Raw genomic sequence first — 25,886 nt, forward strand, 5'->3', positions numbered from 1 at the left:
TGGGGCGGGACCCTCGCCCCACCCCACCACCCCCACCACCCCCACCGCCTGCCCGTCCGGCCCGCCCCGCTACCCGACCTTCGACAGCCGTGCCTCCGGCCGCCCCGACTCCTCGCTCTTCGACGCGTAGTCGAGGTCGTCGCCGACCGGGGTGAAGGTGACGGTGGTGGGCGCGGGGTTGCAGCCGTCGTGGTTGCCCTTCGCGCCGACCGACCCGGCGACGAGCTGCTTCTCCGTGACCTTCTTGAGCGTGATCACGTCGACGCAGACGCCGCCCAGTGCGTCGGTCTGGCGGAGTCTGCCCAGTTGCTCGCCGACCTTCGCCTGCTTGATGGTGATCCGGAAGGTGCCCAGCGGCAGCTTGCCGTCCAGGGCGGCGGCCTGGCCCTCCCAGGTGCCGACGTAGCGCTGGGGCAGGGTGCCGGCGGTGGCGGCGGGGGGCTCGTGGGTGGCCTCGTCGCCGCCCGCGTTGTTCGCGTCCTTGCCCGAGCCCGGCAGCAGGTCCAGGACGAACGCCGACCCGACCGTCACCGCCGCCAGCGCGCCCGCCACCGCCAGTGCCACGGTGCAGCTGAGCCGCCGGCCCCGTCCGCCCGCGCCCTGCGTGGAGGTCGCCGCGACGGAGAGGGCGAGCCGGCCCGGGTGGTGTGCCGGGGCCGGATCGTCGCCCGGCCCGGGGTTCCTCGGGCCGGGGAAGGAGGAGGACGCGGGCGGCGCGGGCGCCGGCATCACCGGCGGGGGGCCGAAGGCACCGGCGGTCACGGGCACCGCCACGCCCTCCGGCCCCTGGGGAGCGTCCGCCACGCCCTCCGGTCCCGGGGCAGCGTCCGCCCCGGCCGACGTCACCGAGGGCCGGCTGAACCCCACGGGCCCCGAGGCCCCCGGACCCGGCGCCCCGGGACCCGACTCCGCCGCCTCCAGATTGAGCAGCTGTACGGCGCTGCGGCTGACCCGCTCCACCAGCGGTCCCGGCAGCCAGCCGCCGGTCACCAGGCGGGCCGCGCCCTCGGGGGCCAGGCGCCGGGCCACCTCGGCGGGGGCCGGACGGGAGGCCGGGTCCTTCGCCAGGCAGGAGGCGACCAGCTCGCGCAGCTCCCCGTCGTCCAGGCCGTCGAGGCTCGGCTCCTCGTGGACGACCTTGTAGAGCAGCGCGGCCGAGGAGTCCCCGGGGAAGGGCGGCTGCCCCGTCGTCGCGTACGCCAGCACGGCGCCCAGCGAGAAGACGTCCGCCGCGCCGGTCACGCCCTTGCCGAGGATCTGCTCGGGGGACATGTAGCCGGGGGAGCCGATGGACACACCGGTCGAGGTCAGGGAGGCGGTGCCGTCCGTGGCGCGGGCGATGCCGAAGTCGATCAGGAGGGGGCCGTCGAGGGTGAGGAGCACGTTGGACGGCTTCACGTCGCGGTGGACGAGGCCCAGGCCGTGCACGGCCGCCAGCGCCTCGGCGAGGCCCGCGCCGAGCGCCCGTACCGAGTGGGCGGGCAGCGGGCCGCCGTCCGCGACGGCCGCGGTCAGGGACGGACCGGCCGCGTACGCCGTGGCGACCCACGGCACGCGCGCCCCGGGGTCCGCGTCCAGTACGGGCGCGGTCCAGGCACCGCCGACCCGGCGCGCGGCGTCCACCTCGCGCCGGAAGCGGGCCCGGAACTCCTCGTCCAGCGCGAAGTGCGGGTGCACGATCTTCACCGCGACCGTGCGGCCCCCGGCGCTGCGGCCCAGGTAGACCCGGCCCATGCCGCCGGAGCCCAGCCGGCCGAGCAGCCGGTAGGGACCCACGACGGTGGGTTCGTCGTCATCGAGCGGCCGCATGGCGTCCACCCCTCCCCCGTACGCCGACACCTGTCAGCAGGGTAGTGGGCCGCCCGCGGCGGCGCCCCGGTCGTGTCAGGGCTTGAGCAGCTCCACCTTCACGTCCGCCGGGAAGCCCGTGGTGGGGCCGACGCGGCGGGCGAACTCGGTGACCGCCTCCAGCTGCGGGGCGCCGAAGCGGAAGTCGAGGGTGGTGAAGTACTTCGCGAGGGTGTCCTCGTCGAAGGCCTCCCAGCGGGCGGCCTGCTCGGCGACCTTCTCCACCTCGTCCAGAGAGAGGTCGCGGGAGGCGAGGAAGGCCTCGTGCACCTTGCGGGCGATGACCGGCTCACGCTCCACGTAGTCCCGCCGCGCCGCCCAGACCGCGAAGACGAACGGCAGGCCCGTCCACTCCTTCCACAGGGCGCCCAGGTCGTGCACGTCGAGGCCGTAGCGCGGGCCGTCGATCATGTTGGCGCGCAGGGCCGCGTCCCCGATGAGGACGGCCGCGTCGGCCTCCTGCATCATCAGGCTCAGGTCCGGCGGGCAGGTGTAGTACTCCGGCTGGACGCCGAACCGTTCCGCCAGCAGGAGCTGGGCGAGCCGCACGGAGGTGCGCGAGGTCGAGCCCAGGGCGACCCGGGCACCGTCGAGGCGGTCCAGCGGGACCTGCGAGACGATCACGCACGACATCACCGGGCCGTCGCAGCCGACGGCGATGTCGGGGAGGGCGACGAGATCGTCGGCGTTCTTGAGGAATTCGACCAGGGTGACGGGACCGATGTCGAGATCGCCGCGCACCAGCTGCTCGCTGAGCTTCTCCGGGGTGTCCTTCGTGAGCTCGAAGTCGAGGAGCGTGCCTGTTCTCGCGAGCCCCCAGTAGAGGGGCAGGCAGTTCAGGAACTGGATGTGGCCGACGCGCGGCCGGGTGCGAGAATTGTCCACATCGCGAGGCTAGCCCTCCCCCGGGATCCGCCCTCCGCCGACCCCCGGCGTCAGCCGAACGGCGCAGGTGTTCAAACGTTCGGGTGAAGTGATCTTGACCTCTGTTGCGCCGGGGGGCCTGCGTGCTAGGCTCACAGCAAGTTGCAGTTTGGTTTCCCTTGCAGTACAGAGCCTGCGGAGCATGTGACCGCGGGCTCTCGTCGTTCTCAGACGTATGCAGTTGTGCGGCATTCAAAGTCTTCACACTTGCTGGGTTCTGGAGCAGGGCAACCCTTTGGGCCCAAGGAGGGCTTATGGCTACCGGAACCGTGAAGTGGTTCAACGCCGAAAAGGGCTTTGGATTCATCGCCCAGGAAGGCGGCGGCCCCGACGTCTTCGTCCACTACTCCGCGATCAACGCGAGCGGCTTCCGCTCCCTCGAGGAGAACCAGCAGGTGTCCTTCGACGTCACGCAGGGCCCCAAGGGTCCGCAGGCGGAGAATGTCACTCCTGTCTGATTGACAGCAGTACCCAAGGAGCCCCGCGCCGTTTTCGGCGACGGGGCTCCTGCCCTTTTGTCGGCTCTTCTGAATTCTCCGTGAATTCTCCGCCCGTACCTCGCCCGTTCCTCGCCCGTACCGGCTGTCGGTGGCTGCCCCTAGAGTCCCCCCATGACCGCCGACCCCGCCTTCGTGGCCACCACCCGGACCTTCTACGACGCCGTCGCCGAGGACTACCACGCCCGCTTCCGCACCGCGCTGGACGACGCCCCGCTGGACCGGGCGCTGATGGGCGCCTTCGCCGAGCTGGTGGGGCCGGAGGGGCAGGTGGCCGACCTCGGCTGCGGGCCCGGCCTGGTCACCGCGCACCTCGCCTCGCTGGGGCTGCGGGTCTTCGGCCTCGACCTGTCCGACTCCATGCTCGCCATCGCCCGCCGGGAGAACCCCGGGCTGCGGTTCGAGCAGGGGTCCATGCTGGACCTCGACCTGCCCGACGGTGCCCTCGCGGGGGCCGTCTCCTGGTACTCGTCGATCCACACGCCGTGGGAGCGGCTGCCGGACCTCTTCGCGGAGGTGCGGCGCGTGCTGGCCCCGGGCGGGCATCTGCTGCTCGGTTTCCAGGTCGGCGACGAGCCCCGCCACCACGATCGGCCGTGGGGCCACCCGGTCGCCCTGGACTTCGAACGGCGGCAGCCGGAACCGATGGCCGGGCTGCTGGAGAAGGCCGGGTTCACCGTGCTGTCGCGGACGGTGCGCGTGCAGGAGGCGGACACGTCCGCCCAGGTCCCGCAGGCCTGCCTCATCGCCCGCCGCTGAGCCGCTGCCTCACCGCCCGCTGCTGAGCCCCGAGCCGTCCTGCCCGTCGTACAGCGCCTCCACCGCCCCCGCGAAGTCCCGCATGATCGCGTCGCGGCGCAGCTTCATGGAGGGGGTCAGATGCCCGTCCCACTCGGTGAAGTCCCTGGGCAGGATCGCGAAGCGGCGGATGGACTCCGGGCGGGAGACCAGCTTGTTGGCCTCGTCGACGGCGCGCTGGAGCACCACGTGGACCTCCTCGTCGTCCACCAGCAGCTCCGGCGGCACCGGGTGCTTGCCGTTCATGCGGCGCCAGTGGGTGAGGCCGTCGGGGTCGAGGGTGAACAGGGCGGAGACGTAGGGGCGGCGGTCGCCCAGCACGATGCACTGGGAGATCAGGGGGTGGGAGCGCAGCCAGTTCTCCAGCGGGGCCGGCGCGACGCTCTTGCCGCCCGCGGTGATCAGCAGCTCCTTCTTGCGGCCGGTGATCGTCAGATAGCCCTCGTCGTCCAGGCTGCCGAGGTCACCGGTGGCGAACCAGCCGTCGGGGGCGGCCTGGACGACGCCGCCGGCCTGCGGGTCCCAGTAGCCGTGCAGGACCTGATCGCCGGCGATCAGGATCTCGCCGTCGGCGGCGATGCGGATGCGGGTGCCGGGCAGCGGCCAGCCGACGGTGCCCAGGCGCGGCTTGAGCGGGGGTGTGACGGTGGCCGCGGCGGTGGTCTCGGTGAGGCCGTAGCCCTCGAAGATCTCGATGCCGGCCCCGGCGTAGAAGGCGGCCAGGCGGCGGCCGAGCGGGGAGCCGCCGCAGATGGCGTACTTGACCCGGCCGCCCATGGCATTGCGGATCTTCCGGTAGACGAGGGGGTCGTAGAAGGAGCGGGCGGTCTTCAGACCGCGGCCGGGGCCGCCGCCGGTGCCGGTCTGGTGGGCCTCCTTGGCCTCGCCGTAGCGCACCGCCACCGAGACCGCGCGGTCGAAGGCCGCGGCCCGGCCGCCGGACTCCGCCTTGGCGCGGGCGCTGTTGAAGACCTTCTCCAGCATGTACGGGATGGTCAGCAGGCAGGTCGGGCGGAAGGCCGCCAGGTCGGGCAGCAGGTCCTGGGCCTTCAGGCTCGGCGCGTGGCCGAGGCGGACCCGGGCGCGGACGCAGGCCACGGCGACCATGCGGCCGAAGACGTGGGACATCGGCAGGAAGAGCAGGATCGAGGGTTCCTCGCCGGTCTCGGCCTTGAAGACGGGGTAGAGCAGCTCGATGGCGTTGTCGACCTCGGCGAAGAAGTTGCCGTGGGTGAGCGCGCAGCCCTTGGGGCGGCCGGTGGTCCCCGAGGTGTAGATCAGGGTGGCCAGGGTGCTCGGGCTCAGCATGCCGCGGCGCACCTCGACCTCCGCGTCGGGCACCCGCGCGCCCAGCTCCGCGAGCCGCTCCACGTGCCCCTTCTCCATGACCCACAGGTGCCCCAGGTCCGGCATGCGGTCCAGCTCGGGGCCGAGGGCGGCGGCCTGTGCGGTGGTCTCGGTGACCAGGGTGACGGCGCCGGAGTCCTGGAGGATCCAGCGGGTCTGGAAGAGGGAGGAGGTCGGGTAGATCGGGACGGTGACGAGGCCGGCGGCCCACGCGGCGAAGTCGAGCAGCGTCCACTCGTACGTCGTGCGCGCCATGATCGCGATGCGGTCGCCCGGCGTCAGCCCCTCCGCGATCATGCCCTTGGCCACCGCCAGCACCTGCCCGGCGAACTCGGCCGCCGTGACGTCGGACCAGTCGCCCTCCGGCGACCTGCGGCTGAGCACCACCTGGCCCGGTACCGCCGCCGCGTTGTCGAAGGGCAGGTCGGCGAGGGAGCCGCGGCGCACCGGGGGCGCGAACGGCGGTACGTACGCCTCCCGTACGGCCCCGTCCAGCATCCGCGTCTCGGGCGCCACCAGGGTGGGGCCGGGCGAGTCGGCGTAGGCGGCGGACGCTGCGAAGGACGGAAGCGGGGTGGACACGGGCGGCTCCTGGGACGTGCGGCAAAGACACTGCTACAGCTTCCGCGGTCGCTTTCCGCCTCCGCGGTCGCCGCTTCCGCGGTCGCTGCTCTGCTGCATGACGTACGTGCCTCGCGCGCCGAGGCGTTCATCGCCGGTCCCGCGGACAGGGGTCACCGGCGGTCAGTTCCGGGATCGTACGGTGCTCGCGTGGGGAGTTGGTGCGCGTTCCACGATCTTCCCGCGCCGGAGGTGTGCAGTGTTGGGGGTTACCTGAGGGTTTGGGCCTGTCCGGCGGATCATGCCGCAGACGCGGGGTCTGGCACCGCGTCTTTCCTGCGACCTGATCCGCCGGACAGACCCAATCACGTTCGTTCCAGTATGGCGGTCACGCCCTGGCCGCCCGCCGCGCAGACGGAGATCAGGCCGCGGCCCGGCGCCTCGCGCTCGGCGAGCAGCGTGGCCAGGGTCGCCACGATCCGGGCGCCGGTGGCGGCGAAGGGGTGGCCGGTGGCGAGGGAGGAGCCTGCCACGTTCAGGCGGGTCCGGTCCACCGGGTCCAGACCCCGCTTCTCCCAGGCGGCCAGCGTGGCCAGCACCTGGGACGCGAACGCCTCGTGGATCTCGACGAGGTCGAAGTCCCCGGTCCCGCGCCCGGCCCGCTCCAGCATCCGCGGGACCGCGTACGCCGGGGCCATCAGCAGCCCGTCCTCGCCGCCCGCCGCGTCCCCGCCGACGAAGTCCACGGCCGCCGTCTCGTACGCCGTGAGGTAGGCGAGGGGTTCGACACCGCGCGCCTCGGCCCACTCCTCGCTCGCCAGCAGCACCGTCGCGGCGCCGTCCGTCAGGGGCGTGGAGTTGCCCGCCGTCATGGTGGGGCCGGAGGCGTCGAGGCCGAACACGGGCTTGAGCGCGGCCAGTTTCTCCACCGTCGAGCCGGGCCGCAGGTTCTGGTCGCGGGCCAGGCCCCGGAAGGGGACCACCAGGTCACGGAAGAGGCCGCGGTCGTACGCCGCCGCCAGCCGCTGGTGGCTGGCGGCGGCCAGCGCGTCCTGCTCCTCCCGGGTGATGCCCCACCGGCGTGCGGTGACCGCGGCGTGCTCGCCCATCGACAGCCCGGTGCGCGGCTCCGCGTTGCGGGGGATGTCGGGGACCAGGTGCCCCGGGCGGATCCTCGCCAGGGCCTTCGCCCGTCCGCTCAGGCTCTTCGCCCGGCGGGCCTCGAGCAGGATGCGGCGCAGGCGGTCGTTGACGCCGAGCGGGGCGTCGCTCGCGGTGTCGGCGCCGCCCGCGACCGCCGACTCGGTCTGGCCGAGCGCGATCTTGTTGGCGGCGGCGATCACGGCCTGGAGTCCGGTGCCGCAGGCCTGCTGGATGTCGTAGGCGGGGGTGCGCGGGTCGAGGGCCGAGCCGAGGACCGTCTCGCGGGCGAGGTTGAAGTCGCGGCTGTGCTTGAGGACCGCGCCGGCCACGAACTCGCCCACGGCGCCCGGCTCCTGGAGCCCGTGCCGCTCGACCAGGGCGTCGAGGGCCGCGGTGAGCATCTCCTGGTTGGAGGCCGTGGCGTACGGCCCGTCCGAGCGGGCGAAGGGGACGCGCGCGCCGCCGATGACCGCGACGCGGCGTGCGGGCTGCACTGCCAGAGGGCTCATCTCGACCTGCTCCTCACCCGTGACATAGGCTTACCTTCGGTAACCTTACTCCAGAGTAAGCAGTTGTGGGCACGGTGGACCCGGTGGGCACCGCAGCCGGCCTCTGGACCACGTCGCAGCCGCCTGGGAGACAGACATGGCCGACCGCTACCTCAGCTTCACCGGCACCGCACCCGGCCGGTTCCTCACCCGCAGGCTGGGCCTGCCGCAACCGGCCGAGCTCCGGCGGGACGCGCTCGACGGCGGCCTGCTGCACCTCACGGCCGGCAAGTCGGACCTCGACGCCGCACCCGTCCTGGCCCGCACGGGCCTCCCCCGGGACGAGAACGGCCGCCCCGCCGCCGTCGTCCTCGACGCCACCGGCGTACGGGACATCGACTCGCTCGCCGAGGTGCACGCCGCCCTGCACCCCGTCGTACGGTCCGTCGCCGCGAGCGGCCGCGTGGTCGTGCTCGGCGCCCCGCTCGACGCGGGCGACCACCACCAGGCCGCCGTGCAGCAGGCGCTGGAGGGCTTCACGCGCTCGCTCGGCAAGGAGATCGGCCGGGGCAGGACGGTCAACCTCGTACGGCTCACCGACGCGGCGCCCGCCGAGTCCACCCTCCGCTTCCTCCTCTCCCCCGCCTCCGCGTACGTCAGCGGCCAGGTGATCGAGGTTGGGGCCGAGGCCGCGGGCGCGGGCCCCGACGACTGGACGCTGCCGCTCGCCGGGCGCACCGCCCTGGTCACCGGCGCCGCACGGGGCATCGGCGCCGCGGTCGCCGAGACGCTGGCCGGGCAGGGCGCCCACGTCGTCGTCCTCGACGTGCCGCAGGCCGAGGACGCGGCACGCCGGGCCGCCGAACGCCTGGGCGGCACCGCCCTCGCGCTCGACGTCACGGCGGCGGACGCGGGCGAGCGCATCGCCGCCGCGCTGCCCGGCGGGCTCGACGTCCTCGTCCACAACGCGGGCATCACCCGCGACCGGCGACTGGTCAACATGCCCGCCGACCGCTGGAGTTCCGTCCTCGACGTCAACCTCGCGAGCGTCCTGCGCACCACGGACGCGCTGCTCGCGGCGGGCGCCGTCAACCGGGGCGGCCGGATCGTGGCGACGGCCTCCATCGCCGGGCTCGCGGGCAACGCGGGCCAGACCAACTACGGCGCGAGCAAGGCGGGCGTCGTCGGCCTGGTCCGCGCGCTGGCGCCGAGCGCGCTCGCCGGGCACGGGGTCACGGTGAACGCGGTGGCGCCCGGTTTCATCGAGACGAAGATGACGGCGGCGGTCCCGCTCTTCATCCGGGAGGCCGGCCGCCGCATGAACTCCCTCGCCCAGGGCGGCCTGCCCGCCGACGTCGCCGAGACGACCGCCTGGCTCGCCCACCCGGCCTCCGGCGCGGTCAACGGCCAGGTCGTACGGGTCTGCGGCCAGAGCCTGCTGGGGGCGTGATGACCACCGCGACCCCGACGACCAGCACCCTGACCGGCGTCCCCGCCCTCGCGCCGCTCCTCGCGCGCGGCGCCCTCCTGTCGCCCCTCAAGCGCCCCCGCCCGGACGCGGACTTCCCCCGCACCCGGCTGGTCCTGCCCGGCCTGCGCGTGGACCTCGCGCGGCTCGCGGCGTACGAGCGGGTGTGCGGCTTCCCGACCGGCGCGGACGCGCTCCCGGTGACGTACCCGCACGTGCTGGGCTTCCCGCTGGCCATGCGCCTGATGAGCGGCCGGGGCTTCCCGCTGCCCCTGCTCGGGCTCGTCCACACCTCCATCGGCATCACCCGGCGGACCGTCATGCCCGCGACCGGGGCGTACGAACTCGCCGTGCGCGTAGAGGGCCTGGCCCCGCACCGGCGCGGCACCGAGGCGTCGGTGGTCACGGAACTGCGGGCCGGCGCCGACGTCGTGTGGGAGTCCCGCAGCACCTACCTGGCCCGGCACCGCACCACCGCGCGGCCCCCCGCCGAGGAGACCCCCTCGGAACACCGGGAGCCCCTCCCCGCCCGCGCCGAGTGGCGGCTCGCCGGCGACACCGGACGCCGCTACGGCGCGGCCTCCGGGGACCGCAACCCGATCCACCTGCACCCGCTCACCGCCCGCCTGTTCGGCTTCCCGCGGGCCATCGCGCACGGCATGTGGACCGTGGCCCGGTGCCTCGCCGAGCACGGGACACCGGACGCGGCCGTGGTGCGGGCGGAGTTCCGGTCACCGGTGCTGCTGCCGGGGACGGTGACGTACGGGGCCGAGGACGGCGGGGGCGGCGCGGGCGGCCGGTTCGAACTGCGCGGCGCCCGCGACGGACGGCTGCACCTGTCCGGCGAGGTCGGGCCCTACCCCGCGGCCTGAGCCACCGGCGCCGGATCCGCCTCCGGGTCGGTCTCCGCCACCGGGTCGGGATCCGCCTCCGGTCCGGACTCCTCCGGCGCGGACCACGGGCGTCCCGCCATCAGGTCGCCCAGGCCGGCCCAGGCGAAGTTCATCAGGGTCGCCGCGGCCTGCTTGGCGGTGACCCCCTCGGTGGCGCCCGCCCAGTCGGCGAGCGACTCGGCGGCACCGACCAGCGCCTCGGCCAGCCCGGCGACCTCGCCCTCGGGCAGGTGCGGGTCCCGGTGCGCGTCGCGCGCCGCGGCGGCGATCAGCTGCGTCACGAACGCGACGATCTCCTCGCGCATCGCCGCGACCTCGGCGGCGAACCGCTCGCCGTGCGTACGGGCGTGCAGGTGCAGCACCCGCCAGGCGTCCGGGTGCCGCGCGGTGTGGCGGAAGAAGGCCCGCAGCCCCGACCAGAGTTGTCCGTCGGCGGGCAGCCCCGGACGCACGCCGGCCCGCACCGCCTCGGTGAGGGCGCGGGCCTCGCGGGCGACGCAGGCGCTGAAGAGGTCGTCCTTGGAGTTCAGGTACAGGTACACCAGCGGCTTGGACACGCCCGCCAGTTCGGCGATCTCGTCCATCGACGCCGCCATGTACCCGCGCCTGCCGAAGACGCTCACGGCGGCGTCCAGCATCTGCTGCTCACGGACCGCACGCGGCATCCGCTTGGTGGTCTTCCCTGCACCCATGCGAATCAGCGTACGGTCCGTGCGGTGGTGTCCAGGACGTCAACGCCCTGGACAGGACGGTCAGGCGGCGACCGGAACCGGCTCCGACGCCTGCTTCTCACGCTCCGGCTCGTCGATCGGCGAGGCGTGCGCCTCGTCGTACGCCTTGCGGTCGAGCAGGCCCTCACGGGCCGAGACGATCACCGGTACGAGCGCTTGGCCGGCCACGTTGGTCGCCGTCCTCATCATGTCCAGGATCGGGTCGATGGCCAGGAGGAGGCCGACGCCCTCCATGGGCAGGCCCAGGGTGGAGAGGGTCAGGGTGAGCATGACCGTGGCGCCGGTGAGGCCGGCCGTGGCGGCGGAGCCCACCACCGAGACGAAGGCGATCAGCAGGTAGTCGCCGACACCGAGGTCGATGCCGAAGATCTGCGCGACGAAGATCGCGGCGATCGCCGGGTAGACCGCGGCGCAGCCGTCCATCTTGGTGGTCGCGCCGAACGGCACGGCGAAGGACGCGTACTCCTTCGGGACGCCGAGGCGCTCGGTGACCTTCTGGGTCAGCGGCATGGTGCCGACGGAGGAGCGGGAGACGAAGCCCAGCTGGATGGCGGGCCAGGCGCCCTTGAAGAACTGGAGCGGGCTGGCCTTGGCGACGGTGGCGAGCAGCGTCGGGTAGACCACGAACATCACGATGGCGCAGCCGACGTAGATGTCGGCGGTGAAGGTGGCGTACTTGCCGATGAGGTCCCAGCCGTAGGTGGCGATGGCCTTGCCGATGAGGCCGACGGTGCCGAGCGGGGCGAGGCGGATGACCCACCACAGGGCCTTCTGGAGGAGTTCGAGGACGGACTCGCTCAGGTTCAGGATCGGCTGGGCCTTCTCGCCGAGCTGGAGGGCGGCGATGCCGGCGACGGCGGCCATGAAGACGATCTGAAGGACGTTCAGCTCGGTGAACGGCGTGATGACGTCGGTGGGCACGATGCCGGTCAGGAAGTCGATCCAGGAGCCGGTGTGCTCGGGCCGGGCGCCGTCGGCCGGGGTGAGGCCGGTGCCGGAGCCGGGGTTGGTGACGAGGCCGATGACGAGGCCGATGGCCACCGCGATCAGCGACGTGATCATGAACCAGAGGAGGGTGCGGGACGCCAGGCGGGCCGCGTTGTTGACCTTCCGCAGGTTGGTGATCGAGACGAGGATCGCGAAGAAGACCAGCGGTGCGACGGCCAGCTTCAGCAGGCCGATGAAGGTGTCACCGACCTTCTCCAGGGTGGTGACCAGCCACGATATGTCCTGGCTGCGGGCCAGCCAGCCCAGCAGGACGCCGAGGACGAGACCGGCGAGTATCTGGGCCCAGAAGGGCACCTTGAGGTACTTCGCGAAGGAAGAGGGTGAAGACACGGACATGCTCCGTAGGGGGACGGGACGCGGGATGGGACGCGCTGAGCTGACGTGGGAACGACTGGATGAGGGGGAACGTCAGGGGCGACAGTTCGCGGACGCGTTCCGACAGAGGTCCACGTGCAGGCGCGCCACGAGCGCGAGGCGCTGTGGTGTGGTGGGCGCGGCTGCTTGCTTCATGCACACGACTTTAACACCCGCGCTTTGGGACACTCAAAGCCATACTTTGAGAGGTGGGAGCGCGCTTCTGCCCGCACAACGCAAAGTGCCCCGGTTTCCGGTGATTTCGGAAGCCGGGGCGGGCGGGTGCGTGACGGACGTTACGAGGCCTGGCCCTGCGCCCGTGCCGCGTCGTCGGCGGTGTCCTCCTGGCCGCGGTTGGCGTCCAGGTTGGCCTTCATGCGGGTGACGCGGCCCGCGACCTGCTCCGAGGCCCGGTCCCGCTCCTTGCGCAGTGCGACGTAGCTGATGGGGGCGGAGATCAGCAGGGAGAGCAGGAGGATCCACATACCGTTGGAGTCGCCGAGACCGCGCGGGAACACTCCGGCGTAGACGAGCCCCCAGACGGCCACGAGGCAGCCCACGAAGATCCCGAGGCGCATCAGTGTGTAGCGGAGCATCTCAATCCACTCTTCCGTTTCTGGCACAAAGAGGCACTGTCCAGTGAAACATGCCGCACGGCCGATCTTGCAGGGGGGTCGGCCGGGACCGGCGGGGTCCGCCGGCGGTCAGCCCAGGGGCAGCAGCAGGAAGACGTCGTCCCGGTCGTCGCCGGGGGCGACCCGGATCGCGCCGGGGACCCGCCCGACCTCCTTGTAGCCGCAGGACTCGTAGAACCGCTCCAGGCCGAGCCCGCCGCGGCAGGTGAGCCGGATCGCCTCGATGCCGTCGCAGGTGCGCGCGGCGTCCGCGGCGGCGGCCATCAGGTCCCGGCCGTAGCCCCGGCCCTGGTGGCGCGGGTGGACCATGACCGTGTAGAGCCACAGCCAGTGCCGCATCAGCCGGTGCGTGTTGAGGGCGAGGAACGCGGTGGCGGCCACCCGCCCCTCCTCGTCGTGGCCGACGAGCAGCCGGGTTCGCCCCTCGGCCATGCCCGCCAGGTGCTTGACCAGCTCGGGGCGGATGTCCTCGCGGGTCACCGGCGGCACGAAGCCCACGGAGCCGCCGGCGTTGGAGACGTCGGCCCACAGGTCGAGGACGCCGTCGCGGAGGTCGGGGGTGACGGCCGGATCGAAAGTGAAGGTAAGGGACACAAGGCCATAGTAACTATTACGCGAGTGTTTCCGCAGCGACTTTCAGGTCCGCCACCAGTCCCCGGTAGGCCCCGTCCCGGTCGTCGGCCCGCAGCACCGCCGAGGGGTGCACCGTGGGCACGAGCCGCTCCGGGCGCCCGTGGATCTCCTCCTCCAGCACCGTGCCGCGCACCTGCGTGACCCGGAACGAGGAGCCGAGCAGCGCCTTGCCCGCCGTGGCGCCCAGCACCACGATCAGTTCGGGCTCCACCCGGTCCAGCTCGGCCGCCAGCCAGGGCCCGCAGGCGGTCGTCTCACGCAGGGTGGGCGCCTTGTGGATACGGCGCTTGCGGGGCTCGGCCCGCGTGAACTTGAAGTGCTTGACGGCGTTGGTGACGTACGCGTCCGCGGGGTCGATGCCGGCGTCCGTCGGCGCACGGTCGAGGAGCTTGCCGGCGGGGCCGACGAAGGGTTTCCCCTGCCGGTCCTCCTGGTCGCCGGGCTGCTCGCCGACGAGCATGACACGGGCGGTCGCCTGGCCGGCGCCGAAGACGGTCCGGGTGGCGTCCCGGTTCAGGGGGCAGCCCCGGCATTCGGCTGCCGCCGCGCGCAGGGCGGGGAGGCCGCCGCGCCTTGGAACGAAGGGTTGTGCGGTGTAGTCGTCCTCGGTGGCCATGGGGGTGCGGGTACCCGCCGGGGGCGGTTCGGATCCGATGCCGGGTGCGGGTGAGTGGGTGGTTGCTCGCGCAGTTCCCCGCGCCCCTTGAGGTACGTGCACTGCACGCCCCTGAAAGGGGCGCGGGGAACTGCGCGACCAGCCCACCACGCACCCGCAGTCGAAAGACAACCGGGGGACGTCACACCCGCATCGGCTGCGGCGACTCCCGACGCGCCGGGTCGGCTCCCTCGTACTCCCGGAGGATCTCGTACCGCGTGTTCCGCTCGACCGGCCGGAACCCGGCGTCGCGGATCAGGTCCAGCAGGTCCTCGCGCGTCAGCTTGTTCGGCGTGCCGAAGTCGTCCGCGTCGTGGGTGATCTTGTACTCGACGACCGAGCCGTCCATGTCGTCCGCCCCGTGCTGGAGGGCGAGCTGGGCGGTCTGGACTCCGTGCATGACCCAGAAGACCTTGACGTGCGGCACGTTGTCGAAGAGCAGCCGCGAGACCGCGAAGGTCTTCAGGGCCTCCGCGCCGGTCGCCATCTGCGTGCGCGCCTGGAGGCGGTTCCTGACCTTGCCGTCCTTCATGTCCACGAAGTCGTGCTGGTAGCGCAGCGGGATGAAGACCTGGAAGCCGTTCGTCTCGTCCTGGAGCTCACGCAGCCGCAGCACGTGGTCCACGCGGTGGCGGGGCTCCTCGATGTGGCCGTAGAGCATGGTGCACGGGGTCTTCAGGCCCTTCTCGTGGGCCAGGCGGTGGATGCGGGACCAGTCCTCCCAGTGGGTGCGGTGGTCGACGATGTGCTGCCGCACCTCCCAGTCGAAGATCTCGGCGCCACCGCCGGTCAGGGACTCCAGACCGGCGTCGATCAGCTCGTCGAGGATGTCGGAGGCGGACATCCCGGAGATGGTCTCGAAGTGGTGGATCTCGGTCGCCGTGAACGCCTTCAGCGAGACGTCCGGCAGCGCGGCCTTCAGTTCTCGCAGCGAGCGCGGGTAGTAGCGCCAGGGCAGGTTGGGGTGCAGGCCGTTGACGATGTGCAGCTCGGTGAGGTTCTCGCCCTCCATCGCCTTGGCGAGCTTCACCGCCTCCTCGATGCGCATCGTGTACGCGTCCTTCTCCCCCGGCTTGCGCTGGAAGGAGCAGTACGCGCAGGACGCGGTGCACACGTTGGTCATGTTGAGGTGGCGGTTGACGTTGAAGTGGACGACGTCGCCGTTCTTCCGCGTCCGCACCTCGTGCGCGAGGCCGCCGAGCCAGGCGAGATCGTCCGACTCGTACAGCGCGATGCCGTCCTCGCGGGTCAGCCGCTCACCGGAGCGGACCTTCTGCTCCAGCTCGCGCTTGAGCCCGGCGTCCATGCGATACCTCTTTCTGAGACAGACGGGTCAACCGTACGCCCCGGTTACAGGACCTCTTCGGGCAGCTCGCCCACCCGGTTCTCCCACTTGGTGGAGAGAACGATGGTGGTACGGGTCCGGGACACGCCCTTGGTGCCCGACAGCCGCCGGATGATGCTCTCCAGGCCGTCCACGTCGGCGGCCCGCACCTTGAGCATGTAGGAGTCGTCGCCGGCGATGAACCAGCAGTCCTCGATCTCCCGCAGCTCCTTGAGGCGCTGGGCCACGTCCTCGTGGTCGGCGGCGTCGGAGAGCGAGACGCCGATCAGGGCGGTGACGCCGAGGCCGAGCGAGGCGGCGTCGACGGTGGCCCGGTAGCCGGTGATGACACCGGCCGCCTCGAGCCGGTTGATGCGGTCGGTGACGCTGGGTCCGGAGAGTCCGACCAGGCGCCCCAGCTCCGCGTAGGAGGCCCGGCCGTTCTCCCTCAGGGCCTGGATGAGCTGCCTGTCCACCGCGTCCATGCGATCGAAGCCTTCCACTGAAGAGTTCTGAAGATGTGGGTAACAAACGTGTGGGGGGAGTTGGTGCTCAGTCGGTGGGGCGGGCCCCGCCGAGGTCGCCGCGCCAGCGGCGGTACAGGTCGTGCCCGACACCCGCGGCGTCGAGGACGCGTCCGGCGACGAAGTCCACCAGGTCCTGGATGTGCGTCGCCCCCGCGTAGAACGCCGGGGAGGCGGGCACCACGCTCGCGCCGGCGTCGTCCAGGGTCACCAGGTGCCGCAGGGTCCGGCCGTCCAGGGGGGTCTCCCGTACGGCGACGACGAGCCTGCGGCGCTCCTTGAGGGTCACGCTCGCGGTGCGCTGGAGCAGGTCCTTGGACAGCCCGAGCGCGACACCGGCCACGCAGGCCGTGGACGCGGGCACGATCAGCATGCCCTTCGTCGGGTACGACCCCGAGGACGGCCCGGCCGCGAGGTCGCCCGCGCTCCAGTGCCGTACGCCGGAGACGTCCGCGTCGAACGCGTCCGGCTTTCCGTCGGCTCCGCGGGCCAGCCACTCTCGCAGGTCGTGCTGCCAGTGGGCGTCGCGGAAGGAGATGCCGGTCTCGTCGAGCAGGGTGAGCCGCGAGGCCCGGCTGACCACCAGGTCGACGCTCTCGCCGGCGGCGAGCAGCGCACGCAGCACGGCGGCGGCGTACGGGGTGCCGGACGCCCCGGACACCCCCACGATCCAAGGCACGCGCTGCGTCTGTCCTGGCTTCATGATGCCGAGCCTAGTCGTAGGCTCAGGGTTTTCAGACCGTGAGGCCCCTCACGAGCAGATCCAGCAGCGCGCACACGAACAGGGCGATGCCGATGAAGCCGTTGACGCTGAAGAACGCCCTGTTGAGGCGGGTCAGGTCGGTGGGGCGGACGATGGTGTGCTCGTAGAGGAACGCGCCCGCGACGATCACCAGGCCGAGCCAGAAGAACGCGCCGGCGTCGGTGGCGAGGGCGTACCAGACGAACAGCGCCGTGGTGACCGTGTGGCAGGCGCGGGCGCCCCAGATCGCGGCGGGGATGCCGAAGCGGGCCGGGACGGACTTCACGCCGACCTGCCGGTCGGTCTCGACGTCCTGGCAGGCGTAGATCAGGTCGAAGCCGCCGATCCAGATGCCGACCGCGAGGCCGAGGATCACCGCCTCCCAGGACCACTCGCCGGTGATCGCCAGCCAGCCGCCGATCGGGCCCATGGCCTGGGCGAGACCCAGGATGGCCTGCGGGAAGTTCGTGAACCGCTTGCCGTACGGGTAGACCACCATCGGTACGACGGCCACCGGGGCGAGGGCCAGGCAGAGCGGGTTGAGCAGGGCCGCCGCGCCCAGGAAGACGACCAGGGCGATCAGCGCGCCGGTCCAGGCGTGCCTGACCGACATGGCGCCGGTGACCAGTTCGCGGTGGGCGGTGCGCGGATTGCGGGCGTCGATCTCGCGGTCGATGATCCGGTTGACCGCCATCGCGAAGGTGCGCAGGCCCACCATCGCGATCGTGACCAGGAGCAGCCGGCCCCAGTGGATGTTCCCGTCCCACAGGAACATCGCGGTCAGCGCGGCGATGTAGGCGAAGGGCAGCGCGAACACCGAGTGCTCGATCATCACCAGGCGCAGGAACGCCTTGGTGCGCCCCGGCTGCTGGGGCAGGGCGGCGGAAGCCGACGTCACAGTCCGTACTCCTTCCAGCGGCGGTCGACCTTCGCCGCCGTATCCGGGTCGGACAGCACCATGTCCGGCCAGCCCCCGTCGCGGGTGTACCCCTCCTCGGGCAGCTTCTTCGTCGCGTCGATGCCCGCCTTGCCGCCCCAGAACTGCTGGTAGGAGGCGTGGTCGAGGTGGTCGACCGGGCCCTCGACGACGGTGAGGTCGCGGCCGTAGTCGGTGTTGCCCAGCGCCCGCCAGGCGACCTCGTGCAGGTCGTGGACGTCGCAGTCGGAGTCGACGACCACGATCAGCTTGGTCAGGGACATCATGTGGGCGCCCCAGATGGCGTGCATCACCTTCTGGGCGTGCTTCGGGTACTTCTTGTCGATCGAGACGATCGCGCAGTTGTGGAAGCCGCCGGCCTCGGGGAGGTGGTAGTCCACGATGTCCGGGACGATGATCTTGAGGAGGGGCAGGAAGAAGCGCTCCGTGGCCCGGCCGAGGGGGCCGTCCTCCGTCGGGGGGCGGCCGACCACGATCGACTGGAGCAGCGGGCGCTTCCGCATCGTCACGCAGTCGATCTTCAGGGCCGGGAAGGGCTCCTGCGGGGTGTAGAAGCCGGTGTGGTCGCCGAAGGGGCCCTCGGGGAGCATCTCGCCGGGCTCCAGCCAGCCCTCGACGACGACCTCCGCGTGCGCGGGGACCTGGAGCGGGACCGTCTTGCAGTCGACCATCTCGATGCGCTTGCCCTGGAGGAACCCGGCGAACAGGTACTCGTCGATGTCGCCGGGGAGCGGGGCGGTGGAGGCGTAGGTGACGGCGGGCGGGCAGCCGAAGGCGATGGCGACGGGCAGGCGCTCACCGCGGCGGGCGGCGACCTGGTAGTGGTTGCGGCTGTCCTTGTGGATCTGCCAGTGCATGCCGATGGTGCGCCTGTCGTGACGCTGGAGGCGATAGAGGCCCAGGTTCCGGATGCCCGTCTCCGGGTCCTTGGTGTGGGTGAGGCCCAGGTTGAAGAAGGAGCCGCCGTCGTCCGGCCAGGTGAAGAGGGCCGGGAGGCGCTCCAGGTCCACGTCGTCGCCGGTGAGGACGACCTCCTGGACGGGCGCGCTGCCGGGCTTCACCTTCTTCGGCGGTACGTGGGTCATCGTGCCGAGCTTCCCGAACGCCTCGCGCATGCCGACGAAGCCCTGCGGCAGCTCGGGGCGGAGGAGCCCGCCGATCTTGTCCGAGATGTCGCTGTACGCCTTGAGGCCGAGGGCCTTGAGCAGGCGGCGGTCGGTGCCGAAGACGTTCATCGCCAGCGGCATGTCGGAGCCCTTCACGTTCTCGAAGAGCAACGCGGGGCCGCCGGCCTTGTTCACCCGGTCGACGATCTCCCCGACCTCCAGGTACGGGTCCACCTCGGCCTTGATGCGCTTGAGGTCGCCCTCGCGCTCCAGCGCCCTGAGCAGGGAGCGAAGATCGTCGTAAGCCATGCCGTCCAGTATCCCCGAGCGGCTACCCTGGCCCTGTACCTGGGGGCCGTGACGCGTCCCCACCCCCTAGCTTCCCGCTGGAGAGGCCCCATGCTCCGGGTGCTGATGTTCCTCGTGCCACTGGCCCTGAGCGTCTACGCGTTCATCGACTGCATCAGCACGAAGGACGCGGACATCCGCCACATGCCCAAGCCGCTGTGGGCGATCCTCGTGCTGCTCTTCCCGCTGGTCGGCTCGATCTCCTGGATCATCGCCGGCAAGAAGCGGCAGCCCGCCGGCTCCTCGCCCTGGCAGGGCGGCGGCGGGCGGCGGCAGTGGGTGGCGCCGGACGACAACCCCGACTTCCTGAAGTCGCTGGGCAAGGACGGCGAAAAGGACGACGGGAAGGGCGACGGGAAGGACGGCCCGAAGGACAAGGACGACGAGGACCGCAGCGGCGGCAGGCGGGACGAACCCTGACGCTCCGCGCCGTCACGCTCCGCCCCGTCGCGCTCCGTCAGATCCTGGTCCAGCGCTGGGACGCGGAGCCGGTGCAGGTCGTGGTCGTCAGGCCGATCATGGACGCCCGGCGGTTGAGGTCGAGGCAGCCGCCCGTGGTGAGGTTCCTGAGCGAGCCGTTCGCCCCTTCTCGCCACTCTCCTCCCGGCTGACCGCAGGTCGTCGCGATGAGCCAGGCGTTCGCGCTCCTGGCGTGGATGCAGTCGGCCGTTCCCACGTTGAGCATCCGGAAGGCTCCGTCGGAGGTGTTCTGGAAGCGGAAGACTGCGATGTCGCCCGAGCAGTTGCCGTCGTCGATGGGCCGGCCGACGTACATGCACTTTCCGCTCGACCCGTTCTTCAGCATGAAGCTGCCGGACGCGGACCCACCGCCGCCCTCCGAGCCGTCACCGGCGGACCCGTCCTCGCCGGACCCGCTTCCGGAGCCGGAGGACGCGCCCGAGTCGGACGATCCCCCCGCGTCGGGCGCCCCTCCCGCACCGGAGGATCCCCCCGAGCCGGAGGCGCCGTCCGAACCCGGGCCGCCGCCGGACGCCCCCTGCGCGGAACCGGCCGCGTCCCCGCTCCCGCCGGGAGCGCCGCCCTCGCCGTCCTTCCCGCTCTCCCCGCCCTTGCCCTCGTCGTCGTCCTTGTCCTTGCCGTCCTTCTTCCCGCCGTCGGGGCTGCCGGAGGCGGAGGCGCTCGGGCCGGTCGAGCCGGTGGCGGAGCCGGCGGGGGCCGGGGCTGCCGTTCCGGTGGCCGTGGGCGGCGCGGCCGTGTTCCCGCCCCGGTCCGCGTCGTTCATCGCGTACGGGAGCAGCGTGAAGCCGAGCGTCGCCCCGGTCACGGCGACCGGGATCACGAACGCCAGGATCCTCGTACGGCGCCGCCGCTCGCGCTTCTCCGGCCGTCCGCTCTCCGGCCGTCCGCCGCCGACCACGGGGGCGGACGGCGGGCCGGGCACCACCTCGCCCGGCTCGTCCGTCTCGTCCGGGCCCTCAGCCTCGTCCGGCTCGGGCAGGTGTACGGGCTCGGGGACCCGTGCGGCGAAGGCCGCCCGCTCGGACAGCCGCTCGGTGATGTCCTCCGGCCACGGCGAGGCGGCCGACGGACCGCGTCCCGCGGCGCGTTCGACGAGTTCGGCGGCGGTGGGCCGGCCCTCGTGGTCCTTGTCCAGGCAGGCCGCGACGGTGTCGGCGAGCTCGGGGTCCAGGTCGCGCAACGGCTGGAGGTCCGGCTCCTCGTGCACGATGCGGTAGAGCACGGCGTGCCCGGACTCGTCGCCGAAGGGCGGACGGCCGGCCGCCGCGTAGGCGATCACCGAGCCCAGCGCGAAGACGTCGACGACGCCGCTGGACGCCCGCTTGCCGGAGGCCTGTTCGGGCGACATGTAGGCGGGCGTGCCCACCACCATGCCGGTCCTGGTCAGCTGGCTCTGGTCGGCGGCCCGGGCGACGCCGAAGTCGATGAGGGTGAGTCCGTCGAGGGTCAGCATGACGTTCGACGGCTTCAGGTCCCGGTGCACCATGTCCAGCGCGTGCACCGCCGCCAGCCCGGTGGCGGCCTCCCGCAGCATGAGCCACAGCGCCTCGGCGGGCAGCGGCCCGTGCAGGTCGACGGCCTCGCGCAGGGTGATGCCGGGCACGTAGGCGGTGGCGAACCACGGCGGCCGGGCGTCCCGGTCCCCCGCGAGCAGCGGCGCGGTGGCCTCGTCGGGCAGCCGGGCGAGGTTGTCCAGCTCGTGTCCGAAGCGGCGCAGGAACTCCTTGTCCTCGCCGGCGACCGACGGCAGGACCTGCTTGACGGCCGCGTACCGGCCCTCGTGGACGCCCAGATAGACCCGGCCCATGCCGCCGGCCCCGAGCCGGCCCAGCAGCGGGATCGGTCCGATCCGGCGCGGGTCCTCGTCCTCCAACGGCTCGGCGCCACTGCCCGTGAGGCCGGTTCCGGCTTCCCCGCTCAACTCTCTCCCCGTTCGCCGGCGCCGCGTGCTCCGTGCGGGAACCGCGGCCACTCCTCGGAAAGCTACATCTTTAGCACGGGAGCCCCGTCCATCGTCCCAACTACCGCCCGACAGAGCGTCGGTGAGGGCGCGTCACCCGGACTGCGCGAGCTTCGCGACCCGCGCCGGGGACAGCGCCCGGTCGAAGGCCCGTACGTCGCGGATGGCGCCGGGGAAGAAGTCGCGGGCCTGTCCGCCGAAGGAGGCCCGGCCGATCACGAAGGCGCCGGTTGCGGGCGCGGGGGCGGTGTCGTCGGCGACCGCCTCCCGGACGCCGTTGACGTACAGGTGCAGCTTGCGGGCGGCGCCGTCGCAGACGCCGGTCAGGTGGGTCCAGACGTGCGCGGCGGGCGCGGTGCGGCCGACGGCGCGCAGGCCGGGGCGGGAGAAGGCCCAGCCGTGGTCCTCGCTCGAGTACTGGAGGTAGAAGCCGCTGGCGTCGGCGCTGTCCTGGCTGACGGCGGTGGCGAAGACGCCGGGCACGACGGCGAGGCGCACCCAGGCGGCGACGGTGAAGCCGCGGCCCGCGCCGGTCTTCAGCACCGGGCCGCCGGTCACGATCTGGCTGCCGGTCCCGTCGAAGGCGGCGCCTCCCCCGGCGCCCTGCCAGGCGACGCCGGTCACGGTGCCGTCGTGGCCGCCCACGGTGTCCCGCGCGACCTGGCCGGAGGCTTCGTCGAGGGGCCAGAGTCCGACCAGTCCCGGGGGCGGGGCGGGCGCGGACGAGGCCGACGGCGACGGCGCGGGCGCTGCGTCGTCCGCCGGGCCGGAGTCCGCCGGGCGGTTGAGCCAGAAACCGGTGCCGACGCCGAGGGCGGCGAGCGCGCCCGCGCCGGAGAGCAGGAAGGCCCGTCGGCTCCGGCGGCCGCCGTCCCCGGTCGCCGTCGGGTGTACGTCCGCCGGTGCGGGCGCCGACGGGTACGCCGGCGGACGTGACGTGTCGACGCGGGTGTGCTGGTGCGCCGGAGGTGCCGCGGCCGGTGGGACGACCTGGGTGGGCACGGCGTCCGCGCGGGTCGGGCGGACGGCCGGTGTCCACTGCTGGGCGTGCGGCAGGGCCGTCGCGCTGTCGCCGCCCAGCGGGCCGATGCGGGCGAGGATCTCGCGCGGGGCGGGACGGCGGGCCGGGTCCTTGGCGAGGCAGTCGGCGATCAGGGACCGCAGGGCGGGGTCGGCGACGGCGTCCACGTCGGGGGCGTTGTGCACGACGCGGTAGAGCAGCGCGGGTGTCGGTCCGGCGCCGAAGGGGCCCGCGCCGGTCGCCGCGAAGGCCAGCACCGCGCCCAGGCAGAACACGTCGCTGGCCCAGGTGACCTCGTCGCCGTTGACCTGCTCCGGGGACATGAAGCCCGGGGAGCCCGCCATGTGCCCGGTGCCGGTGAGGGAGTCGGCGTCGACGCTGCGGACGATGCCGAAGTCGATGACGCGCGGCCCGTCCTCGGCGAGCAGCACGTTGGAGGGCTTGAGGTCGCGATGGACGAGGTGCACGGCGTGGATGGACACCAGGGCCTCGGCGAGACCGGCGGCCAGGGCAAGTACGGCCTGCGGGTCGAACGGGCCCCGCTCGGCCACCGCCTGTTCCAGCGAAGGACCGGCGATGTAGCTGGTGACCAGCCAGGGCAGCGGCGCGTCCGGGTCGGCGTCGACGACGGGCGCGGTGAAGGCGCCGCTGACCGTCCTGGCCGCCCGGACCTCGCGCCGGAAGCGGTCGCGGAACTCGGGTCGGCGCAGCAGCTCGGCGTGCACCACCTTGACGGCGACGAGCCGTCCGCCCGGGGACCGGCCGAGGAAGACCCGGCCCATGCCGCCCACGCCCAGCCGGCTCAGCAGCCGGTACTCCCCCACGGAGCGCGGGTCGTCCGGCTCCAGCGCTGACACAGATCCCTCCCGGCGTGCGGTTCCTCGCCCCTGCGGGCGGGTCCAGCATAGGGGGGCCGTCAGCGGGCGACGTCGGCGAACTTCTCGACGGCGGCCGGGGTGACGGGCGTGAAGAAGTTGACCAGGTTGCCGTCCGGGTCGCGGAAGAGGAGCGCCCGGTTGCCCCAGGGCATGGTCGTGGGCTCCTTGACGAACTCCCCGACGAACCCGGTCAGGTTCCGGTGCACGGCGTCCACGTCGTCGACGAGGAACTCGATGATGACGCTCCGGTTGTCGGCGGGGCGGGCGGAACCGGGGGCGAAGAGCGGCACGGTGCGGGTGCTGCCGATCGCGAGCGTCCCGGACGGGGTGCGCAGTTCCGCGAAGTCCTCGGTGGCCCAGGCGGCGCGCAGGCCGGTGGCGCGCTCGTAGAAGCCGACGAGACGGGCGACGTCGTCCGTGATGACGCGGAGCGAGACGAGGTTCATGGGTGCCTCCAGGGGCCGATGACCGATCAGTGCCTACGGCCCCCACGCTAGGAGCAATACCGGTCACAATCCGGCCGGTATCGGCGGCAGACTTACAGGCATGTCACGTCCCGTCTCCCGTGTGCTGACCCTGCTCGAACTGCTCCAGTCGGGCGGTGTGCGGACCGTGGCCGAACTGGCCGGGCGGCTCGGCGTCGGCGAGCGCACGGTGCGCCGGTACGTCGACCACCTCGTCGACCTCGACGTCCCCGTGGAGTCGGTGCGCGGCCGCTACGGCGGCTACCGGCTGGCTCCCGGCCACCGCATGCCCCCGCTGATGCTGAGCGACGACGAGGCGCTGGCCGTACTCCTCGGCCTGGTCGCGGGCCGGCGGACGGGGATCACGGCGGCGGCGGGCACGGCGGGCGAGACGGCGGCGGCGAAGGTCCGGCGGGTGCTGCCGGAGCGGCTGCGCCACCGGCTGGACGCGGTGCTGGACTCCCTCACCTTCACGGCCGCCCCCGCCGGATCCGCCGCCCCGGAGGCCGCCGTGCTGCTCCCGGTCGCGGACGCCGTTCGCCATCACCGGCCGCTGGCGATCCGCTACACCGGCGGGCGCGGTGGGAGCGGCGAACGCACCGTGTACCCGTACGGGCTCGTCGCGCACGCGGGCCGGTGGTACGTGACGGGCCGGGACCTGTCGGCCGGGGCGGACCGGACGTTCCGGCTGGACCGCATCGACGGCGCGCGGGTCCTGCCCGGCACCTTCGAACCGCCGCCGGGGCCCGGTCCGGCGGAGCGCGTGCTGACGGCCCTGGCCACCGCGCCCTACCGGCACGAGGTCACGGTGCGGGTCCGGGGGACGGCCGAGGAGATCCGCGCACTGCTGCCGGGCAGCGTGGCCGTCGTCGCCGATGCGGACGGAGAGGGCGGGGGCGAGGGCAGGGGCGGGGGCGGGGGCGGGGGCGAGGGCGAGGGCGGGGGATGGTGCCGGGTCGAGATCCGGGCCGAACGCCTCGACTGGCTGCCGGGGCTGCTCGCGTCGCTGGACCGCCCCTTCGTCGTCGAGCGGCCGGACGAGCTGCGCGGTCTCGTCGCGGACCTCGCGGGCCGCCTGATGGACGCGGCCCGGGGCACGCCGCCGCCGCGCGGCTGACGGCGGCGGACGCCGGGTCACAGCCGGGTCGTGGCGAGCCAGACCGTGACGGCGGCGGTGACCAGGAGGCCGATGTTGAGGGCGACCTGCCGGTCCCCGAGACGCAGGTGGACCCCGGTCGCGCCGATCTGAAGGATCACGAACCCGACGGCCGCGGCCGGGGCCAGCCCGGGTGCGACGCCGGTCAGCGGCGCGAGGACCAGCCCGGCCGCGCCGAGCACCTCGACCACGCCGATGGCGCGGACGGCGGGCATCGGCACGCTGTCCACCCAGGCCATCATCGGCCGGAGCCCGTCCCGGCTGCGCACCACCTTCACCGCGCCGCCGTAGAGGTGGAAGGCGGCGAGGAGACCGGCGACGATCCAGTACGCGATGTTCACGACCCGGTCCCCCGGGCCGGCGTGGGCGGGGAGGCGAAGTCGGTGGCGGGTTCGGTCGCTGGTTCGGTCGCGTAGCGGCTCATCGTCCCGAGGCTTTCCTCCGGAGTCGGGGTGCGGCCGCCGGCGTACAGCTCCTCCAGGTCCCGGAAGTACTGGACGTACAGATCGGGGGTGAACGTGCTGAGCATGCGGGCCGGTTCACCGGTGGTGTTGGCGAAGGTGTGCGGTGCGCCGGGCGGGACCATCACGAGCGTGCCCGCCGTCGCGTCGATGTCCTCGTCCCCGACGGTGAACCGCACCGTGCCGGAGACGACGTAGAAGCCCTCGTCGTGCCGTGCGTGACGGTGCTGGGGCGGCCCGGGGGTGTGCGGGGCGAGTACGGACTCGGCCATGCCGAGGCGGTGGCCGGTGTGGCTGCCGTCCTCCAGGACGCGCATGCGGGTGGTGCCGAGGAGGATCGTCTCGCCGTCTCCCGGGCCTACCACCGACACGGCGGGGTGCGCGCACGGCGCTGCGTTGCGGGGTTCGTCGCTCATGCCCCGATTCCAACGCCGGGGCACCGGCGGCGTCCAAGACCTGTTCCGCGCACTCGATACCGCACGGGTATCGTCGCAGCATGGCG

The 25,886-nt window shown here is 73.0% G+C and carries 26 protein-coding genes; 6 read left to right on the top strand and 20 right to left on the bottom strand.

The annotated features are described in order from the left end of the window. Positions 1 to 69: 69 nt before the first annotated feature. Both OHA99_RS15615 and OHA99_RS15620 read right to left on the bottom strand, forming a co-directional pair. On the bottom strand, positions 70 to 1,809 hold the full coding sequence (locus tag OHA99_RS15615; RefSeq protein ID WP_405696215.1) for a serine/threonine-protein kinase: 1,740 nt from the start codon (positions 1,807 to 1,809) through the stop codon (positions 70 to 72). A gap of 75 nt (positions 1,810 to 1,884) precedes the next feature. Continuing rightward, a complete protein-coding gene (locus OHA99_RS15620; protein ID WP_007443802.1) occupies positions 1,885 to 2,733 on the bottom strand; it encodes a menaquinone biosynthetic enzyme MqnA/MqnD family protein in 849 nt (282 codons plus the stop codon). 293 nt (positions 2,734 to 3,026) lie between these two features. Between OHA99_RS15620 and OHA99_RS15625 the strand changes: the two genes are divergently transcribed. Both OHA99_RS15625 and OHA99_RS15630 read left to right on the top strand, forming a co-directional pair. Further along, the gene (locus OHA99_RS15625) at positions 3,027 to 3,230 is read left to right on the top strand and encodes a cold-shock protein (RefSeq protein WP_003992177.1); all 204 of its coding nucleotides are present in this window, start codon (positions 3,027 to 3,029) and stop codon (positions 3,228 to 3,230) included. 153 nt (positions 3,231 to 3,383) lie between these two features. Beyond that, a complete protein-coding gene (locus OHA99_RS15630) occupies positions 3,384 to 4,028 on the top strand; it encodes a methyltransferase domain-containing protein (RefSeq protein ID WP_366473075.1) in 645 nt (214 codons plus the stop codon). A 9-nt stretch (positions 4,029 to 4,037) separates the two neighbouring features. Here OHA99_RS15630 and OHA99_RS15635 read toward each other — a convergent pair whose 3' ends face one another. Both OHA99_RS15635 and OHA99_RS15640 read right to left on the bottom strand, forming a co-directional pair. Continuing rightward, the gene (locus OHA99_RS15635) at positions 4,038 to 5,996 is read right to left on the bottom strand and encodes an AMP-dependent synthetase/ligase (RefSeq protein ID WP_405696218.1); all 1,959 of its coding nucleotides are present in this window, start codon (positions 5,994 to 5,996) and stop codon (positions 4,038 to 4,040) included. Between the two features lie 344 nt (positions 5,997 to 6,340). Then, on the bottom strand, positions 6,341 to 7,627 hold the full coding sequence (locus OHA99_RS15640) for an acetyl-CoA C-acetyltransferase (RefSeq protein WP_405696219.1): 1,287 nt from the start codon (positions 7,625 to 7,627) through the stop codon (positions 6,341 to 6,343). Positions 7,628 to 7,763: 136 nt separating this feature from the next. On the opposite strand from OHA99_RS15640, the gene OHA99_RS15645 reads away from it, so the two are divergent. Both OHA99_RS15645 and OHA99_RS15650 read left to right on the top strand, forming a co-directional pair. Beyond that, the gene (locus OHA99_RS15645) at positions 7,764 to 9,056 is read left to right on the top strand and encodes a 3-oxoacyl-ACP reductase (protein WP_405696221.1); all 1,293 of its coding nucleotides are present in this window, start codon (positions 7,764 to 7,766) and stop codon (positions 9,054 to 9,056) included. Then, positions 9,056 to 9,946 carry a MaoC family dehydratase gene (locus tag OHA99_RS15650; protein ID WP_405696223.1) on the top strand — a complete coding sequence of 297 codons (891 nt, stop codon included), beginning with the start codon at positions 9,056 to 9,058 and terminating at the stop codon, positions 9,944 to 9,946. Before OHA99_RS15645 ends, OHA99_RS15650 begins: the two co-directional genes overlap by 1 nt. Here OHA99_RS15650 and OHA99_RS15655 read toward each other — a convergent pair. From OHA99_RS15655 to OHA99_RS15705, 11 genes are all read right to left on the bottom strand, one after another. Next, positions 9,931 to 10,659 carry a TetR/AcrR family transcriptional regulator gene (locus OHA99_RS15655; RefSeq protein WP_405696225.1) on the bottom strand — a complete coding sequence of 243 codons (729 nt, stop codon included), beginning with the start codon at positions 10,657 to 10,659 and terminating at the stop codon, positions 9,931 to 9,933. The genes OHA99_RS15650 and OHA99_RS15655 overlap by 16 nt on opposite strands. A gap of 60 nt (positions 10,660 to 10,719) precedes the next feature. Continuing rightward, positions 10,720 to 12,042, bottom strand: coding sequence for a dicarboxylate/amino acid:cation symporter (locus tag OHA99_RS15660; RefSeq protein ID WP_153178501.1), 1,323 nt, complete (start codon positions 12,040 to 12,042; stop codon positions 10,720 to 10,722). 72 nt (positions 12,043 to 12,114) lie between these two features. Continuing rightward, positions 12,115 to 12,216 carry a putative leader peptide gene (locus OHA99_RS15665; protein ID WP_315978814.1) on the bottom strand — a complete coding sequence of 34 codons (102 nt, stop codon included), beginning with the start codon at positions 12,214 to 12,216 and terminating at the stop codon, positions 12,115 to 12,117. Between the two features lie 140 nt (positions 12,217 to 12,356). Beyond that, positions 12,357 to 12,656, bottom strand: coding sequence for a DUF4229 domain-containing protein (locus OHA99_RS15670; protein ID WP_381546099.1), 300 nt, complete (start codon positions 12,654 to 12,656; stop codon positions 12,357 to 12,359). Between the two features lie 108 nt (positions 12,657 to 12,764). Continuing rightward, positions 12,765 to 13,289 carry a GNAT family N-acetyltransferase gene (locus OHA99_RS15675; protein WP_405696228.1) on the bottom strand — a complete coding sequence of 175 codons (525 nt, stop codon included), beginning with the start codon at positions 13,287 to 13,289 and terminating at the stop codon, positions 12,765 to 12,767. Positions 13,290 to 13,305: 16 nt separating this feature from the next. Next, complete coding sequence (locus OHA99_RS15680) at positions 13,306 to 13,944, bottom strand: UdgX family uracil-DNA binding protein (RefSeq protein WP_405696231.1); 639 nt, start codon at positions 13,942 to 13,944, stop codon at positions 13,306 to 13,308. A 181-nt stretch (positions 13,945 to 14,125) separates the two neighbouring features. After that, complete coding sequence (gene mqnE / locus OHA99_RS15685) at positions 14,126 to 15,289, bottom strand: aminofutalosine synthase MqnE (protein ID WP_153178504.1); 1,164 nt, start codon at positions 15,287 to 15,289, stop codon at positions 14,126 to 14,128. Between the two features lie 44 nt (positions 15,290 to 15,333). Next, positions 15,334 to 15,792, bottom strand: a complete 459-nt coding sequence (locus OHA99_RS15690) for an Lrp/AsnC family transcriptional regulator (RefSeq protein WP_153178505.1) — start codon at positions 15,790 to 15,792, stop codon at positions 15,334 to 15,336. Positions 15,793 to 15,859: 67 nt separating this feature from the next. Beyond that, positions 15,860 to 16,510 carry a UbiX family flavin prenyltransferase gene (locus OHA99_RS15695; RefSeq protein ID WP_405698957.1) on the bottom strand — a complete coding sequence of 217 codons (651 nt, stop codon included), beginning with the start codon at positions 16,508 to 16,510 and terminating at the stop codon, positions 15,860 to 15,862. A 55-nt stretch (positions 16,511 to 16,565) separates the two neighbouring features. Beyond that, positions 16,566 to 17,471: a menaquinone biosynthesis prenyltransferase MqnP gene (gene mqnP, locus OHA99_RS15700; RefSeq protein WP_405696235.1), complete on the bottom strand. Its 906-nt coding sequence runs from the start codon at positions 17,469 to 17,471 to the stop codon at positions 16,566 to 16,568. Beyond that, the gene (locus OHA99_RS15705) at positions 17,468 to 18,925 is read right to left on the bottom strand and encodes a menaquinone biosynthesis decarboxylase (protein ID WP_153178507.1); all 1,458 of its coding nucleotides are present in this window, start codon (positions 18,923 to 18,925) and stop codon (positions 17,468 to 17,470) included. The genes mqnP and OHA99_RS15705 overlap by 4 nt, the downstream gene beginning before the upstream one ends. A gap of 90 nt (positions 18,926 to 19,015) precedes the next feature. On the opposite strand from OHA99_RS15705, the gene OHA99_RS15710 reads away from it, so the two are divergent. After that, complete coding sequence (locus OHA99_RS15710; protein WP_381584779.1) at positions 19,016 to 19,384, top strand: PLD nuclease N-terminal domain-containing protein; 369 nt, start codon at positions 19,016 to 19,018, stop codon at positions 19,382 to 19,384. Between the two features lie 37 nt (positions 19,385 to 19,421). Here the strand turns inward: OHA99_RS15710 and OHA99_RS15715 are convergent, their stop codons facing one another. The 3 genes from OHA99_RS15715 to OHA99_RS15725 all read right to left on the bottom strand — a co-directional run bounded on the left by OHA99_RS15715 (position 19,422) and on the right by OHA99_RS15725 (position 23,749). Next, positions 19,422 to 21,365, bottom strand: coding sequence for a protein kinase domain-containing protein (locus OHA99_RS15715; RefSeq protein ID WP_405696238.1), 1,944 nt, complete (start codon positions 21,363 to 21,365; stop codon positions 19,422 to 19,424). 132 nt (positions 21,366 to 21,497) lie between these two features. Continuing rightward, on the bottom strand, positions 21,498 to 23,282 hold the full coding sequence (locus OHA99_RS15720) for a protein kinase domain-containing protein (RefSeq protein WP_405696240.1): 1,785 nt from the start codon (positions 23,280 to 23,282) through the stop codon (positions 21,498 to 21,500). 59 nt (positions 23,283 to 23,341) lie between these two features. Next, positions 23,342 to 23,749, bottom strand: coding sequence for a VOC family protein (locus tag OHA99_RS15725; protein ID WP_164383671.1), 408 nt, complete (start codon positions 23,747 to 23,749; stop codon positions 23,342 to 23,344). A gap of 100 nt (positions 23,750 to 23,849) precedes the next feature. Here OHA99_RS15725 and OHA99_RS15730 point away from each other — a divergent pair, with 100 nt between their 5' ends. After that, positions 23,850 to 24,884 carry a helix-turn-helix transcriptional regulator gene (locus OHA99_RS15730; RefSeq protein WP_405696242.1) on the top strand — a complete coding sequence of 345 codons (1,035 nt, stop codon included), beginning with the start codon at positions 23,850 to 23,852 and terminating at the stop codon, positions 24,882 to 24,884. 17 nt (positions 24,885 to 24,901) lie between these two features. Here OHA99_RS15730 and OHA99_RS15735 read toward each other — a convergent pair whose 3' ends face one another. Together OHA99_RS15735 and OHA99_RS15740 are read right to left on the bottom strand one after the other, a co-directional pair. Further along, entirely contained in the window at positions 24,902 to 25,264 is a 363-nt protein-coding gene (locus OHA99_RS15735) for a DoxX family protein (protein ID WP_381502457.1), read from the bottom strand. Then, positions 25,261 to 25,800, bottom strand: a complete 540-nt coding sequence (locus OHA99_RS15740; RefSeq protein ID WP_366473066.1) for a cupin domain-containing protein — start codon at positions 25,798 to 25,800, stop codon at positions 25,261 to 25,263. The genes OHA99_RS15735 and OHA99_RS15740 overlap by 4 nt, the downstream gene beginning before the upstream one ends. Positions 25,801 to 25,886: the final 86 nt, after the last annotated feature.

This window comes from Streptomyces coelicoflavus (assembly GCF_045041415.1).
In the GTDB taxonomy this organism is placed as follows: Bacteria; Actinomycetota; Actinomycetes; order Streptomycetales; family Streptomycetaceae; genus Streptomyces; species Streptomyces coelicoflavus.